The organism is Frankia gtarii, from assembly GCF_025403375.1.
GTDB classification, from domain to species: Bacteria; Actinomycetota; Actinomycetes; order Frankiales; family Frankiaceae; genus Frankia; species Frankia gtarii.
This window is the reverse complement of record NZ_JAMPTM010000167.1, coordinates 1-14,468: the sequence shown is the minus strand read 5'-3', so window position 1 is coordinate 14,468 and position 14,468 is coordinate 1. Positions and strand designations below refer to the sequence as shown.

Genomic DNA, 14,468 nt, shown 5'->3' with positions numbered 1-14,468 from the left:
TCGCCCGCCGCTACGTCGGCTGTGCGGGCGGCGGCGAGGTGCTGTTCGACACGGTCGTCGGCGGCACCCACCTGTGGCCGGCGAGCCCGGAGGCCCGCCGCGACCCGCGTGACTCAGCCGCCGGGCGGGCCTTCGACGCCACCGGCGCCATCCTCGACTTCTTCACCGCCCACGAGGGTGCCGGCGTCGGGGCCGGGGCTCCACAGGGGCACAGCAGGATCAGTTCGTCTCGCAGGCCAGCTACCTGACCCATGCCGCCGGCGGAAGATCAGGGCTGGGTCGTCATCGTCATTGTCATGTCACTGACTGTAGCTCCGTCCGGGTGGCCGCTTCGTCCCACCGCGGGGCGGACCTTCGTACGCTGAGCGAATGACCGAGCGTCTTTACTTCCGCCAGCTGCTGTCCGGCCGCGACTTCGCCGTCGGCGACCCGGTCGGCACCCAGATGGTCAACTTCGTCTACCTCGTCGGGGACCGGGAGACCGGCGAGGCGGTGGTCGTCGACCCCGCTTACAAGGTGGACGATCTGCTCGCCCTGGTCGCCGCCGACGGCATGCGACTCACCGGCGCGCTCGTCAGCCACTACCACGCCGATCACGTGGGCGGCTCCGCGTTCGGCTTCGAGATCGAGGGTATCCGCGAGCTGCTCACCCGCCAGGACGTGCCCATCCACGTCAACCGGGCCGAGGCCGAGTGGGTGCGCCGCGCGACGGAGGTCTCCGCCGCCGAGCTCGTCGAGCACGACGACGGCGACGTGGTGACCGTCGGAGAGATCCCGATCCAGCTGCTGCACACCCCCGGCCACACCCCTGGCAGCCAGTGCTTCGTCGTCGACGGCCGGCTCGTCGCCGGCGACACCCTGTTCCTGGAGGGCTGCGGCCGGATGGATCTGCCCGGCGGCGACGCCGGCCTGATGTATGACAGCCTGCGCCGGCTGGGCACCCTGCCGGACACCACCACCGTCTTCCCCGGCCACCAGTACTCTCCGCGGTCGTCCGAGGATCTTGCCGTCGTCAAGCGGATGAACCACGTCTTCCGGCCGGCGAGTGCCCAACAGTTCAAGGCCATGCTCGGCCTGGGCTGAGCCGATGACGCCGATGACGCCGATGACGCCGACGACCGCTTCGACGCCGACGCCGACGCCCGCGCCGTCGTCCGGCCGTGTCCGCACCGTGTGCCTGCAACTCGACTGCCCGGATAGCGAGAGCGCCGCGGACCGGGTCCGCCGGGTGCTGGCCGAGCTGCGCCGGACCGACGCCGATCTCGTCGTGCTCCCCGAGCTGTGGGCGACCGGGTATTTCCAGTTCGACGCCTACCGGGCGCAGGCGGAACCGCTGACCGGTCCGACACTGACCGCGCTGCGCGAGGTGGCCCGGGAACGCCGGTTCCACCTGGTCGCGGGCAGCCTGGTGGAGCGGGCCGACGACGGCCGGCTGCACAACACGACGGCCCTGATCGGTCCGGGCGGCGACCTTCTGCACACGTATCGAAAGATTCACCTGTTCGGTTACGAGTCCGATGAGGCCAGGCTGCTCACGCCGGGAACGACCGTCGGCGCCGTGCGCACCGAGCTCGGCTGCATCGGCCTGGCCACCTGCTACGACCTGCGTTTCCCGGAACTGTTCCGGATGCTCGGCGACGCCGGCGCCGACCTCGTCGCGGTCGTGTCGGCGTGGCCCGCGGCCCGGCTGGAGCACTGGCGCGTGCTCACCCGTGCCCGCGCGATCGAGAACCAGGTCCACCTCGTCGCCTGCAACGTCGCGGGTCGGCACGCGGGCCGGGACATGGCCGGGGCGAGCGTCGTCGTCGACCCGTGGGGGGTGGTGCTGGCCGAGGGCGGCCAGGACCCCGCCCGGGTCCGGGCCGAGCTCGACCCGGCCCTGCCGGCCGCGGTCCGCGCCGAGTTCCCGGTGCTCACCCACCGCCGGCTCGGCGTCACCATCGTTGCGGAAGCCGCGCGCCGTGGAACTCAGAACAGCCGGTAGGCGACCTCGCCGTGCTGGGTGGTGTCCAGCCCCTCGACCTCCTCGTCCGGCGTCACCCGCAGCCGGTGGACCAGCCGCACCGCCCAGGCGATGATCAGTGAGGCGGCGAACGAGTAGGCCACCACGGCCACGACCGCGACGATCTGATCGCCGAGCAGGCCGGCGTCGCCGCCGTAGAAAAGCCCGTCCCGGCCGCCGATGTCGCTGCTGCCCAGCAGGCCGATGAGCAGGGCGCCCAGCGCGCCGCCGACGAGGTGCACGGCACCGACGTCCAGGGCGTCGTCGATGCCGACCTTGCCCTTGATGGCGGTGGCCAGGGCGCAGAGGCCACCGGCGAGCAGGCCGATGACGATCGAGCCGACCGGGGTGACGTAACCGGCCGCGGGCGTGATCGCCACCAGGCCGGCGACGGCACCGGAGGCGGCGCCGAGCGTGGAGGCCACCCCGTCGCGCAGGCGTTCCACGAGGATCCAGCCCAACATGGCGCAGGCCGCCGCGGTGTTGGTGTTCACGAAGGCGTTGCCGGCGAGCTCGTTGGCGTGCAGGGCGGAGCCGGCGTTGAAGCCGAACCAGCCGAACCACAGCAGGCCCGCGCCGAGCAGGACGAACGGGACGTTGTGTGGGCGGAAGTCGCCGGTGGGCCAGCCGCGGCGGGGGCCCAGCACGACGGCGACGGCGATGGCGGCGGCGCCGGCGTTGGCGTGCACGACGGTTCCCCCGGCGAAGTCCTCGGCGCCGTGCTCGTAGAGCCAGCCGGCGGGGGAGAAGACCCAGTGCGCCACCGGCCCGTAGACCAGCACCGACCACAGCGCGATGAACATCGCGAAGGCGCTGAAGCGGAACCGGTCCGCGCTCGCCCCCGTGATGAGCGCGGGCGTGATGATGGCGAACATCAGCTGGAAGCACACGAACACGACCGGTGGAATTGTCTGCGCCCCCGCCCCCGCGTAACCGGCGACCTGGACGTCCATGTGGGCGAGCCCGACATGGTGGAATCCGCCGATCAGCCCGTTCGCCCCGCCGAACGCCAGGCTGTAGGTCACCAGTACCCACAGCACACTGACGATGCCCATGCAGAAGAAGTTCTGCATGATCATGCTCAGGACGTTCTCGACCCGGACCATTCCCCCGTAGAAGAACGCCAGCCCCGGCGTCATGAGCAGGACGAGGGCGGCGCTGGCCAGCACCCAGGCCGTGTCCCCCGTGTTGATTGTTCCCAAGTCGAATCGCATGTCGCTCCTGTCCGTGCGCCGCAACTGTGCATGTCCCCGCCGCGGTGTCCTGTCGCGGTCCGAGAACGGGCGTCGAACCTCCGAAGAGAGTCGGCATCGGTGCTTCCCGGCTCGTGTCGTGCGGATATTGGGCTGGTAAGGGCACTATTTTGGGTACATATCGTGGCGGAGCTTTCCGGCCGAGTGGCCGCGGACGGCTCCGTCCGTCGCGTGGCAGGCTGGCGGCATGTCGAACCAATCCGCCCGCGGGCCCGATCTGACCGGCCGTGGCGAGGAGTTCCTCAGCTTCTGGCGGGAGCGCCATCTGTGCAGTCTGACCACCGTGCGCGCCGACGGCAGCGCGCACGTGGTCGCCGTCGGCGCGACCCTCGACCCCGCGGCCGGGATTGCGCGGGTGATCACCTCCGGTCGGTCCCGCAAGGTGCGCCTGATCGCCGCGGGGCCGTTCGAGGGAGTCGCCGTCGCGCTGTGCCAGATCGACGGGCGCCGCTGGTCGACGCTGGAGGGGCTGGCGGTGGTGCGCGACAACCCGGCGAGCGTCGCCGACGCGGAGCGTCGTTACGCCCAGCGTTACCGCGAGCCGCGGGCCAACCCGCTGCGGGTCGTCCTGGAGGTGCGGATCACCCGGGTGCTCGGCAGCGTCTGACCAGTCTGACCAGTCTGACCGGTCAGGCCGATGCCGCGCCGATGGCGGCTGCGATCCCGGCCAGCAGCCACTCCAGGCCCTCGGTGAAGCTCTCCCTGGCATCCCCGCCGACCAGGACGAGGTCCTGGTGGTGGAACCCGGCCAGGTGGGGGTACTGGCCGCTTTCGAGCACGCCGGTCAGGTAGCGCTGCACGTCCGCCTGGTCGGCGCCGCCGAGGTAACCCTGGCGCTCCCGTAGTTCGGCGGTGACGTGCCCGAGGGTGTACGTGTCGACCGCGCGCAGCAGCGCGACCCGTCGGTGGGGCGGTAGCGGCAGGGCGGACACCGCGGCCGCGGACTGCTCGGCGTGGCGCAGCCCGTTCGGGCCGAACTGGGGGTGGCAGGCGAGTGTCTGCAGGACCCAGGGGTGACGCAGGCTGCTGTCCCGGGTTCGGTGGGCGATGGCGCGCAGGGCGTCACGCCAGTCCGCCGGCAGCGGCTCGGGCACGATCACCTCGGCCGCCACCCGGTCGTTCATGAGCGCGAGCAGGTCGTCCTTGCGGTCGAAGTGGGAGTACAGGCTCATCGGCCGGGCGTCGAGCGCCGCGGCGACCCGGCGGATCGAGACCGCCTCGAGCCCCTCGGCGTCGGCCATCGTGACGGCTGCGTCGACGATCGCCTCCCGGGTGAGCCGGGGCCTGCGGCGCTCGGCCGGGCGGGCCCAGACGATCCCGGACGATCCCTGCATCGGCGCCGGGTCGGCTGCTGCGCTCGTCGCCCCCGCGGGTGTCGGATTCGCAGGTGAGGCCGGGTGGTGCGCCGGGGTCGGCGGGGCGAGGGCCGTCGGTGCCGCCGGGAGTCTCTCCGCGCGGGTGTGGTCACCCATACCTCGAGGTTACGTTGTCCACCGATCTCGCTACGCTGTACGAATGTCGATGCCACGTATCAAAATCGAGACGGTGTATCGTTCTGCCGGAAGGCCGGTGAGTGCCGCTCGTCCACCGCACCGGTGGTGTCGTGACGTGATCCCCGAACCGTTCCGGAGGCAGGCCCATGGCGATGCAGGCAGCGGCGTCGACGGCGGATGGCGCCGATGCGGCCGGTGGCGACCGGTTGGATCCCGCGCTCGTCCGGCTGGCGCTGATCGTTCTTGCTGGAGCGGTCGTCGTGCAGCTCGACGCGACGATCGTCTCGGTCGCGCTCGACACCCTCGCGCGGTCCTTCCGCGTCGGTGTCTCGACGATCCAGTGGGTCAGCACCGGTTACCTGCTGGCCCTGGCCGTGGTGATCCCGCTCACCGGCTGGTCGGTGGAGCGTTTCGGGGGCAAGCGGATGTGGCTTGTGTCGCTGGCGCTGTTCCTGGCGGGTTCAGTTCTGTGCGGGATCGCCTGGTCCGCGAGCAGCCTGATCGCCTTCCGGATCGTCCAGGGCGCGGGGGGCGGGTTGCTCCTGCCACTGATGCAGACGATCCTCGCCCAGGCCGCCGGCCCCGAGCGGTTGGGCCGGCTCATGGCGACGGTGGCCATCCCCGCCCTGCTCACCCCTGTGCTCGGCCCTGTCATCGGCGGTGTGCTCATCGACGATCTCGGCTGGCGGTGGATCTTCCTCGTCAATGTGCCGGTCTGCGCCCTCGCCATCGCGCTGGCCTGGCGCTGGATGCCCGAGTTGCGGGTCGCGCAGCGTCACCCGTTCGACGGGGTCGGGTTCGCCCTGCTCTCGCCGGGGCTCGCCGCGGCGATCTACGGCCTCTCGGAGGCGGGTCGGCACGGCGACTTCGCCGACCCGAGGGCGCTGGCGCCCCTGATCGTCGGATTGGCGATGATCGCCGCGTTTGCCCTGCACGCGCTGCGGACCAGGATCGTCCCGTTGATCGATCTGCGTCTGTTCCGTTCCGCGTCGTTCTGCGGCTCCGCGGGGATGATGTTCCTGTTCGGGCTTTCGCTTTACGGGGCGATGCTGCTGCTACCGCTCTACGAGCAGCAGGTGCGGGGGCGCAGCGCCATCGAGGCCGGGCTGCTGCTCGCCCCGCAGGGACTCGGCATGATGCTCGCGATGATCCTGGTCGGTCGGGTGGTCGATCGGACCAGCCCGCGGCTGCTCGTCCTGGCCGGTCTCGTGCTCAACGTGTTGGGCTCGGTGGCCTACACCCAGGTCGGCGCGGACACGAGCGAGGTTCTCCTCGGTGGCTCCCTCGTCGTCCGCGGGATGGGTCTCGCGGCCGCGACGATCCCGGTCATGTCGGCGGCCTACCACGGTCTACGCCCCACGGATATCCCCCGAGCCACCTCCGCGGTGCGCATCTTCCAGCAGATCGGTGGCTCCCTCGGCACCGCCGTGCTCGCGGTCGTGCTGGCGCATCAGCTTCGTGGTGCGACGACGGCCGGTGGGGTGGTCGATCGTGGCGTGCAGGCGCACGCGTACGCGGTGTCGTTCTGGTGGACCCTCGGGTTCTCCCTGCTTGCCATCCCCTTGGCGCTCCTGCTGCCGGGGCGGCCGGCCATGGGAGTGCCGCCCCCGGCGCCGCGGGATGGTTCGGGGGCAGTGCAGGTCAGCGATGGGACCCCGGGCCGCCGTCGGCGTCGCGCCACGGCAGTTCCACGCTGACCACCGTCGGGCCGCCGGGCGGGCTGTCGACGACCAGCACGCCGTCGAGGGCGTCCAGGCGACCCGTCAGGCCCGCCAGGCCCGTGCCGCCACGTGGATCCGCCCCGCCGACGCCGTCGTCACTGACCTGCAGGAGCAGCGTGGCAGCACCGAGGCGGCGCAGCTCGACCGAGGCGGAATCGGCGCGGCTGTGTTTGCTGATGTTGGTGAGCAGCTCCGATGCGGTGAAGTAGACGATGCCCTCCAGGGCGGCGGCCGGCCGGCTGCCCAGCTCGACGTCGGCCCGGGTCGCCACGGTGCACCGGGCGGCCAGCGAGGCCAGGGCCGCGGGCAGGCCACGGTCGGTGAGGATCGCGGGATGGATGCCGCGGGCGAGGTCGCGCAGCTCCTGCAGGGCGAGTTTCGCCTCGCCGTGCGCCTCGGCCACCATGAGGGCGGCGGCGTCCGGATCGTCGGCGAGCTTCTCCTTCGCCAGCCCCAGACCCATGGCCAGCGCGACGAGCCGGGCCTGCGCGCCGTCGTGCAGGTCGCGTTCGATCCGCCGCAGGTCGGCGGCGGCGGCGTCGGCGAGCGCGCCCCGGTCCGCCTCCAGCTCCCGGATCCGCCGTTCCACCCCCTCCGACGGGGAGAGCAGGCTGCGGATCATCGCCCGGTCGACCGCGACGAGTCCACGCGTGGCCGCGGGCAGTACCACCCAGCCCACCGTGAGCAGCAGTACCGCCGCCACAAAGCTGACGATGCCCCAGGGCAGGCGGATGAACAGGTAGAGCGCGGTGCGCCAGGACACCGGATCGGCCAGTGCGGCGAACATCGCGCCGAGCCCGCCGGCCCGCCGGCGCGGCCGCCGGGACGGCGCATCGACCCGCAGACCGAGCAGCGACCGCGCCCGAACCCGCTCGATGGTGCCGAACATGCGGCAGACCTGCAGGCCGAGCGCGAGTACGGGTATCCCGATCACCGTAACTACCAGGCCAGCACCGAGGGCCAGCACCGTCGTCACCCAGACGAAGCCGATAATGCCTAACGGGAGGTTTAGCAGCAGGAACAGCAGACCCCGCCAGGTCGCGGCACTCGCGGCGAGCCGCTGCTGGCGTGGTGCGGCGGACCCGGCACCTTTGGGGGCCGCGGCGGGGTCGACCGAGGCGGCGACGGGCGCGGTCACCGGCTGCCGTCCTCCCACTGAATCTTCCCACCGGAATCGTCTCGGGCCGGTCCCCGCGGCCGGTCCGGGACGTGCGTCGAGAGTACCCCGATCATGGCTAAGGCGAGACTTTGTCGGTGGGGGATGGTTGTCTTCTCGTAGATCCGGAGGGCATCCGCTTCCCACCCGGAAGCGGTCGGGCGACCACGAGGAGCTTGGGAGTCATGAAACTTCTCACGGCCACCGCGTACGCGCAGGGCCTGCGTGTCGATGATTTTCACTGGGCGGTGGAAGGTGAGCTCGTAACCCTGCGTGTGTTCTGTGACATGCACCTGGATCGGCCGCATGGCCGGTGCGAGTGCGGCCGGGTCTTCGTCGGCCTCGGCTCTTTCTATGGAACGACGACGGCGATGGTCCGAGACCTTCCCGGAATCACGGAGACGGATTATCTGGAGGCGTTGCGCAATAGTTTGGACGCGCAGGGCTGGGATGCCCGCGACGCCGACGCGGAGGCGTCGCGCCTGCTCGCCGAGGTGGACCGCTGGCCGGTCGGGGCGATCGTCGAGCGCCTCGTGGACGGGTTGTCGGTCCGGGCGCTGTCGGACGCCGACATCGGCCGGGTGTCCGACCGCCGCTGAGTCTTCCCGGGTCGCAGGCTCGGGTCTCCCGCCGTCGTGGCCGGCGGGAGACCCGAGCAGGCCGAGGGGACGGCCCGCGGGCAGCTCGAGTGGGGCGGGGTAGTTCAGGACAGCGGGTTCGGACCGCCCGGCTCGGACTGTTCGGCGAGGAAGCGCTCGAGCGCCTCGCCGAGCTCATCGGCGGTCGGCAGCTTCTGCTCGGCGTCGGTCGTGGGCAGGCTGGGGCCACGCCGCCCGCGCTGGTAGGCGTCGTACTGCTCCTCCAGCGCGTGGACGAGCGCCGCGGCCTCCCCGCCCTGGGCGATCTGGCTGTTGACCTCGTCCTGGACGGCGACCGCCGCGGAGCGAAGTCCGTCCAGTGGAAGCATCAGGCCGGTCGCCTTCGACACGGACGTGAGCAGCACCTCGGTGGCCGCGGGGTAGGTCGTCTGGGCCAGGTAGTGCGGGACGTGGACGGCGAAGCCCATCGCGTCCCGGCCGTCGCGGCCCAGCTCGTATTCCAGCAGGTGCCCGGCGCTGCCGGGGACCTGCAGCCGGCGCAGCCACGGCTCGTAGCCGACGACGAGCTCCTTGCTGCTGCCATGCGCGGTGATAGTGGCGGGGCGGGTGTGTGGAACCGCCATGGGCACGGCGTTGAGCCCCACGGTGAGGCGGACGCCGAGCTGAGCCACCAGCCCGCGGACGGCGGCCGTGAAGCGCTTCCACTGCAGGTCCGGCTCGGGGCCGGTGAGCAGGAGGAACGGCGTGTCCGACTCGTCACGGAGCTGGTAGAGCGCGAGCACCGGGTCCGTGTAGCTCTCCCAGTGGTCCTCGGAGAAGATCATGGTTGGCCGGCGGGACCGGTAGTCCAGCAGCTGATCGACGTCGAACGTCGCGACAATGCGATGGTCGAGCGCGGTCAACAGGTGCTCACCGGCGAGGCTGACCGCGTTGCCGGCGTCGACGACGCCGGTCAGCGCCTCCAGCATGATCGGGCGATGCGCGTCGATGGGGTCGTCGGACGCGTCCTCGGTGAGACTGTAGAGCTCCTGCGGATCAAGCACGATCGAGGTCCTCCTTACACCACCGGTCGCTTCCGTCACCTGAAAAGAAGCGCGGCAGGCGCCATCGGCATTCCACCGGGGCCGGGGACCACCGGACGGCGGGGCGCCCGCCTCGGCCGCGTACCGGCCTGGCGCCGCCCGGGTCTCACCTTGATTTTACCCGCTTGCGGCCTCCCGCAGGGAGCAGGCAACGGAGCCGTCACAGGCTGCCGCTAGGCTCCCGGAAAAGTTTCGGCACCAGCCCCGGGCACCACAAGCCAGCCAACCGGCTCGGAGCGAGCGGCCCGGCCCCGCCGACCAGGGCCGTAGCCGCCCACCGAGTCCGGTACCGGGACCGGAGCGGGACCCGGTACCGGCGTGCTCGATCGGGCCTGCGCCGGGTGGCGAGAGGCGGCACGCAATGACGGACACGCCGACGGAAACCGGGCCTTGGGGTGGCATTCTCACCGGCCAGGGTCTCGGCAGCGCCCTCGATCAGGTCGACATCCGCCGCATCGAGGCCGTCTGCGCGCCGCTGCGGTCACTGAACACCGAGGGGTTGCTCACCGGCCTGCTCGAAGGGATCGACGGCGCCGCCGAGCTGGTCGTCCTCGTGGCCCGGTACTGCGTGCTCGACCACGCGGCGTTGCTGATCGCCGTCGACGACTTCGACGCCGCCCTGACCGCGCTGGCCTCACTCGGGATCGTGCCCAGCGCGCTGGTCCCCAGCGTCATCGTACGGGCCCGGCTGGGCGAGCGTTACGGCGTCCGGCCGGATCAGCTCGACGTGCGCCTCACCCACGCGTCGCTGCGTTCCGACGCCGGCGCCGACCGCACGGTCGAGATCTTCATGGTGCGCCGCACCCCCGAGCTGCCGCCCGGCCTCGTCGAGCAGGAGCGCGCCTTCGAGCTGGAACGGCACTTCGCGATGCGCCTGCCCGAGCCGAACCCGATCGTGATCGAGGGGCTGCGCTGGCTGCTGCGGACCCGGGCGGGGTTCCACTGGGACGGCGGCGGCTACAACCCGCACGACCGGGCCGCCGCCGGTGGGACGAGCGTGTTGTACTTCCTGCGTCTCATCCCGGACGGGTCGGGCAAGATCCGCCGGGAACGCCTCGAGGTGAAGTTCTTCGGCGACTACTCGACGATCACCAGCACCCACACGAACACCCCGCCGGCGGGCGCGGACCTCCTGCTCGACCTGCCCCGGCCGCGCGCCGTGGACGGCCGACCGGGGGTCGACGCCGCCGCTGTGGTGCGCACCGGCTGGTACGCGGTGCGCGGGATTGCCGAAGCCGGCCGCACCGCCGCCGGCCGCTCCCGGCTGCTCGGCCGGGGCCGGCTGCTCGGCCGGGGCCGCGGCGGGTCGCGGCGCGGCCGGAACGGCGGATCGACGTAGGCTCCCGCCGGTGAGAGTCCTGGTCACCGGCGCGACCGGCAAGGTCGGCGGGGCGGTCGTGCGGGCCGCGATCGAGGCCGGCCACCAGGTGCGGGCCCTGGTCCGCGACCCGGCCCGCGGGGCACCCGGACTACCCCAGCCGGTCGACGTCGTTGTGGGAGACGTCACAGATCCGGCGACGCTGCCGGCCGCCGTGGCCGGGGTCGAGATCGTCTTCAACGCGATGGGCGTTCCCGAGCAGTGGCTGCCCGACGCCGACGAGTTCGACCGGGTCAACGTGGCCGGTTCGGTCAACGTTGCGCGGGCGGCCGCCCGCGCCGGGGTGCGCCGGCTGGTGCACACCAGCACGATCGACGTGTTCGACGCCCCACCGGGCGGCCGCTTCGACGAGACCATGCTCGCCGCCGCTCCGAAAGGAACCCCGTACGAGCGTTCCAAGCAGCGCGCGGAGCAGGCGGTGCTCGCCGCCGCCGGGGGCGTGGAGGTGGTCATCGTGAACCCGGCGACCGTCTACGGCTTCCCGCCCTACGGTCCTGTCTCGATGGAGCGCCGGATGTTCCGCCCGGCGCTGCGCGGGCTGCTGCCGGCCATCCCGCCCGGTGGGTTCGGGCTGGTGTTCACCGAGGGGCTGGCCCGCGGTCACCTCGCGGCCGCCCGCGCGGGTCGCCCCGGCGAGCGGTACATCCTCTCCGATGCCCACGTCAGCCTGCGGGAGCTGACCGCGGCGGTCGTCGTCGCAGGTGGGCGCGGTCGCCCCCCGGCCGTCACCATCCCGGCCGCGGTGGCCGCGGCGCTCGCCGCGGGCGGCGAGGCGCTGGCCCGGCTGACCCGCCGCCCCCCGCCACTGGCCCGTGGCCAGCTCCACTACCTGCGGTGGAACGCCGTCCCCGATGCCTCCCGGGCCCAGCGGGAGCTCGGCTGGGAACCGACCCCGCTGGCCGAAGGCCTGCGCCGCACCCTCACCGAGCTGGACCGCACCTGAGCGCCCCGCCCGGTCAGCGGCCGGTCAGCAATCGGTTGCGTCAGTCGACGAGGTTCTCCGGCCGGCCGTCGCGGACGTACTGGCCGAGCTGACGGGCGATCACATCCCAGATCCGCTGCGACACGCCGGCGGTCATGCCGCCTACATGCGGGGTGAGCAGCAGGCCCGGGGCCCGCCACAGCGGATGGTCGGATGGCAGCGGCTCCGGGTCGGTGACGTCCAGCGCGGCCCGCAGCCGCCCGGACTCCAGCTCCGCCAGCAGCGCGGCCGTCACGACATGCGCCCCCCGGGCGGCGTTGACCAGGATCGCGCCGTCGGGCATGCGGGCGAGGAAGTCGGCGTCGACCAGGCCGCGCAGCTCGTCGGTGAGCGGCAGCATCACCACCACGGCGTCGTGGCGGGGCAGCAGGTCCGGCACCTCGTCGAGGGTGTGCACGCCGGGCCGGGCCCGCCGGGCGACCATGCTGACCTCGGTCTCGAACGGTTCGAGCCGCCGGCGCAACGCGGTGCCGAGATCACCCGCGCCGAGGATGAGCACCCGCCGGCCGGCGAGGGTCCCGGTCTGGCGCGGCTCCCAGTGGCCGGCGGCGGCGTCGGTGAGGAACCGCGGGATCTCGCGGTAGAGGGCGAGCAGCGCGCCCGCCGCCCATTCGGCGGTGGAACCGCCGTGCGCGCCCCGGGCGTTCGACAGGGCCACCCCCGCCGGCAGCCGGCCGAGCCACTGGTCGGTGCCGGCGCTGAACGTCTGCACCAGGCGCAACTTCGGCAGCTCCCGCATCGCGTCGAGCTGGCGCTGCACCTCGCCGGGCGCCACGACCAGCACCTCGGCCTCGCGGGCCGCGGCCGGCAGGGGAACGTCCGGGTCGTACCGCAGCGGCTCGATCCCGGGGACCGCCGACAGCGCCGTCACGCCGCCGTTGGTCGGGACGAGGACGAGGACGGGTCTGGACAAGAAGCCTCCATGCTTTGCGCCGTTCTGACCCTCCTGTCGTACCAGAGCCGCGGGTCCGACCCGTACCCGCGGTCATGCGCCACCGGCGCGCCACTGCCCAGCCTCTCGCCCTTTCACCGGGACGGACCCGGCCCTTGTGCGGGGACAACCGGACACGGATGGCGGACACGGATGGCTGTGGAAGGGCATGGCTGAACGCCGATGTCCGCACCGCTCGGACGGCCGGATCCACCTGCGTGGCCGGCATGCTGCGGCTGGTGCAGGATTTGCCCAGGTAAGGGCGGTTGTCGTCACATAGCGCTGTCCAAGCCGCCGTTGACCCGCGAATCACGCTTATTGTGGTAGCTCTATCCGGTCATTTCGCCGGCATCATCGCGGGGGAGGCGGCGACGTGAAGCGACCGGCGCCCGCCTCCACATCCCGCGAAGGTCCGCCTGCGGAAGGCCTGCCCAATTCGCCGGTTGCTCAGGGGAATGTCGGGTCTGACGCGGCGGGGGCGGACAGTCATCGGACGGCTGCCGACCCGCGGCCACCAGTCGGCGGTGCGGCGGTCGGCGCCGACGCCACGGCGCCGATCTCCCGCGGGCCCTCGGTCACGTCCACCCGCCCGGTCACGTCACCCCGGCCCGTCGCGTCTCCTCTGTCCGCCACGCCGGGCGGGATGGTCGCCGGCGGCCCCGGGGATCCGGTAGATGGTTCGGGGAACCCCGATGGCGGGTCCGGGGCCGAGCCGGCCGCGCGAGGACCGGGTCGCCGTCGCGGCCTGCGGTCCCGGATCACGCTGATTCTCGCGGCCGTGCTGAGCGTCGCCGTCCTCGCCGCCACGGTGTCGGGCTGGGTGATCCTCACCGTTTACGATCACAAGATCGCGCGGGCGAGCATCGCCCTGCCGCACGTCGACGTTTCCCGGCCCCCGGCGGTGCCGGCGGGGACGGAGAACTGGCTGCTCGTCGGCTCCGACGTGCGGACCGGCTCGGACGCCGCGAAGGTCGGCGGGGCCCGCTCGGACACGATGATGATCGCGCACCTGTCGTCGGACGGCACGACTCAGATCGTCTCCATCCCGCGGGACCTCTACCTGCCGATCCCCGCCTACACCGACGGCGACGGCGGCACCCACCGCGCGCGCCGGGACCGGGTGAACAGCGCCTTCAACAGTGGCGGCCCGGCCTTGCTGGTCGCGACCCTGGAGCAGCTCACCGGGGTGCGCATCGACCACTACGCCGAGATCGACTTCGGCGGGTTCCAGCAGATGACGACCGCCATCGGCGGAGTCGACGTCTGCCTGACCGCCTCGCCCTACGTCGAGACCGTCACCCTGGACAACGGCCGGCGGGTCCACGCGACGAACCTCAACGACCCCAGCTCCGGCTTCGTCGGGCAGGAGGGCAACAACCACCTGGTCGGCGCACAGGCCCTCGCGTTCGTCCGCCAGCGGCACGGATTCCTCGACGGCGATCTGTCCCGCATCCACCGCCAGCAGGCGTTCCTGGCCGCGGTGTTCCGCAAGGTGTCCTCCGGTGACGTGCTGCTACGCCCCGCCAAACTCGTCGCGTTCCTCGGCGCCGTCACCCGGTCCACGGTCCTCGACGACGCGACCGACCCCGCCGACCTGCGCCGGCTCGCCGGCCGGCTGCGCGGCATGGACAGCGGCGCGGTGACCTTCGCGACGATCCCCGTCACCGGGCAGGTGGCCCATCCGGCGTTCTACTTCCTCTACGACCCCGACGCCGTACGCGCCTTCTTCGCCCGCACGATGGGCGACGACGACGGCCCGTCGGTCGCCGCGAGCGCCGGTGCCGATCCCCTGGCATCCCCGGGCACCGCCCCGACGCCCGGAGCGAGCTCCGCCGTCACCGCTCCGGTCACCGCCCCGACCGCCACCGTCC

The 14,468-nt window shown here is 72.4% G+C and carries 13 protein-coding genes and 1 pseudogene; 9 read left to right on the top strand and 5 right to left on the bottom strand.

The window, feature by feature from the left end; all coding sequences use genetic code 11:
• From NBZ83_RS21375 to NBZ83_RS21365, 3 genes and pseudogenes are all read left to right on the top strand, one after another.
• Positions 1-248 (top strand): annotated as a pseudogene (locus tag NBZ83_RS21375) (hypothetical protein); the annotation flags it as partial.
• A 121-nt stretch (positions 249-369) separates the two neighbouring features.
• The gene (locus tag NBZ83_RS21370) at positions 370-1,083 is read left to right on the top strand and encodes an MBL fold metallo-hydrolase (protein ID WP_261568324.1); all 714 of its coding nucleotides are present in this window, start codon (positions 370-372) and stop codon (positions 1,081-1,083) included.
• 22 nt (positions 1,084-1,105) lie between these two features.
• Entirely contained in the window at positions 1,106-1,984 is an 879-nt protein-coding gene (locus tag NBZ83_RS21365; RefSeq protein WP_261568323.1) for a carbon-nitrogen family hydrolase, read from the top strand.
• Here the strand turns inward: NBZ83_RS21365 and NBZ83_RS21360 are convergent.
• The gene (locus tag NBZ83_RS21360; RefSeq protein WP_261568322.1) at positions 1,969-3,216 is read right to left on the bottom strand and encodes an ammonium transporter; all 1,248 of its coding nucleotides are present in this window, start codon (positions 3,214-3,216) and stop codon (positions 1,969-1,971) included. The genes NBZ83_RS21365 and NBZ83_RS21360 overlap by 16 nt on opposite strands.
• 226 nt (positions 3,217-3,442) lie before the next feature.
• Between NBZ83_RS21360 and NBZ83_RS21355 the strand changes: the two genes are divergently transcribed.
• Entirely contained in the window at positions 3,443-3,862 is a 420-nt protein-coding gene (locus tag NBZ83_RS21355; RefSeq protein WP_261575670.1) for a pyridoxamine 5'-phosphate oxidase family protein, read from the top strand.
• A gap of 22 nt (positions 3,863-3,884) precedes the next feature.
• Here NBZ83_RS21355 and NBZ83_RS21350 read toward each other — a convergent pair whose 3' ends face one another.
• Entirely contained in the window at positions 3,885-4,589 is a 705-nt protein-coding gene (locus tag NBZ83_RS21350; RefSeq protein WP_261568320.1) for a TetR/AcrR family transcriptional regulator, read from the bottom strand.
• A 305-nt stretch (positions 4,590-4,894) separates the two neighbouring features.
• On the opposite strand from NBZ83_RS21350, the gene NBZ83_RS21345 reads away from it, so the two are divergent.
• Complete coding sequence (locus NBZ83_RS21345; protein ID WP_261568319.1) at positions 4,895-6,445, top strand: DHA2 family efflux MFS transporter permease subunit; 1,551 nt, start codon at positions 4,895-4,897, stop codon at positions 6,443-6,445.
• On the opposite strand, the gene NBZ83_RS21340 is transcribed toward NBZ83_RS21345, so the two are convergent.
• Positions 6,390-7,607: a sensor histidine kinase gene (locus NBZ83_RS21340; protein WP_261568318.1), complete on the bottom strand. Its 1,218-nt coding sequence runs from the start codon at positions 7,605-7,607 to the stop codon at positions 6,390-6,392. The genes NBZ83_RS21345 and NBZ83_RS21340 overlap by 56 nt on opposite strands.
• A gap of 203 nt (positions 7,608-7,810) precedes the next feature.
• Here NBZ83_RS21340 and NBZ83_RS21335 point away from each other — a divergent pair, with 203 nt between their 5' ends.
• Positions 7,811-8,224, top strand: coding sequence for a DUF7715 family protein (locus NBZ83_RS21335; RefSeq protein WP_261568317.1), 414 nt, complete (start codon positions 7,811-7,813; stop codon positions 8,222-8,224).
• Positions 8,225-8,328: 104 nt separating this feature from the next.
• On the opposite strand, the gene NBZ83_RS21330 is transcribed toward NBZ83_RS21335, so the two are convergent.
• Positions 8,329-9,267, bottom strand: coding sequence for a PAC2 family protein (locus NBZ83_RS21330; protein ID WP_261568316.1), 939 nt, complete (start codon positions 9,265-9,267; stop codon positions 8,329-8,331).
• 400 nt (positions 9,268-9,667) lie between these two features.
• On the opposite strand from NBZ83_RS21330, the gene NBZ83_RS21325 reads away from it, so the two are divergent.
• Both NBZ83_RS21325 and NBZ83_RS21320 read left to right on the top strand, forming a co-directional pair.
• Positions 9,668-10,645: a hypothetical protein gene (locus NBZ83_RS21325; RefSeq protein WP_261568315.1), complete on the top strand. Its 978-nt coding sequence runs from the start codon at positions 9,668-9,670 to the stop codon at positions 10,643-10,645.
• Between the two features lie 10 nt (positions 10,646-10,655).
• Positions 10,656-11,627: an NAD-dependent epimerase/dehydratase family protein gene (locus tag NBZ83_RS21320; RefSeq protein WP_261568314.1), complete on the top strand. Its 972-nt coding sequence runs from the start codon at positions 10,656-10,658 to the stop codon at positions 11,625-11,627.
• A 40-nt stretch (positions 11,628-11,667) separates the two neighbouring features.
• On the opposite strand, the gene NBZ83_RS21315 is transcribed toward NBZ83_RS21320, so the two are convergent.
• Positions 11,668-12,579: a 2-hydroxyacid dehydrogenase gene (locus NBZ83_RS21315; protein WP_261568313.1), complete on the bottom strand. Its 912-nt coding sequence runs from the start codon at positions 12,577-12,579 to the stop codon at positions 11,668-11,670.
• Between the two features lie 796 nt (positions 12,580-13,375).
• Here NBZ83_RS21315 and NBZ83_RS21310 point away from each other — a divergent pair.
• On the top strand, positions 13,376-14,468 hold a 1,093-nt coding region (locus NBZ83_RS21310; RefSeq protein WP_261575668.1), incomplete at its 3' end, for an LCP family protein.

Coding starts and splice junctions, on each gene's coding strand:
- NBZ83_RS21370 (WP_261568324.1), top strand. CDS start 370: ATGACCGAGCGTCTTTACTTCCGCCAGCTGCTGTCCGGCCGCGACTTC.
- NBZ83_RS21365 (WP_261568323.1), top strand. CDS start 1,106: ATGACGCCGACGACCGCTTCGACGCCGACGCCGACGCCCGCGCCGTCG.
- NBZ83_RS21360 (WP_261568322.1), bottom strand. CDS start 3,216: ATGCGATTCGACTTGGGAACAATCAACACGGGGGACACGGCCTGGGTG.
- NBZ83_RS21355 (WP_261575670.1), top strand. CDS start 3,443: ATGTCGAACCAATCCGCCCGCGGGCCCGATCTGACCGGCCGTGGCGAG.
- NBZ83_RS21350 (WP_261568320.1), bottom strand. CDS start 4,589: ATGCAGGGATCGTCCGGGATCGTCTGGGCCCGCCCGGCCGAGCGCCGC.
- NBZ83_RS21345 (WP_261568319.1), top strand. CDS start 4,895: ATGGCGATGCAGGCAGCGGCGTCGACGGCGGATGGCGCCGATGCGGCC.
- NBZ83_RS21335 (WP_261568317.1), top strand. CDS start 7,811: ATGAAACTTCTCACGGCCACCGCGTACGCGCAGGGCCTGCGTGTCGAT.
- NBZ83_RS21325 (WP_261568315.1), top strand. CDS start 9,668: ATGACGGACACGCCGACGGAAACCGGGCCTTGGGGTGGCATTCTCACC.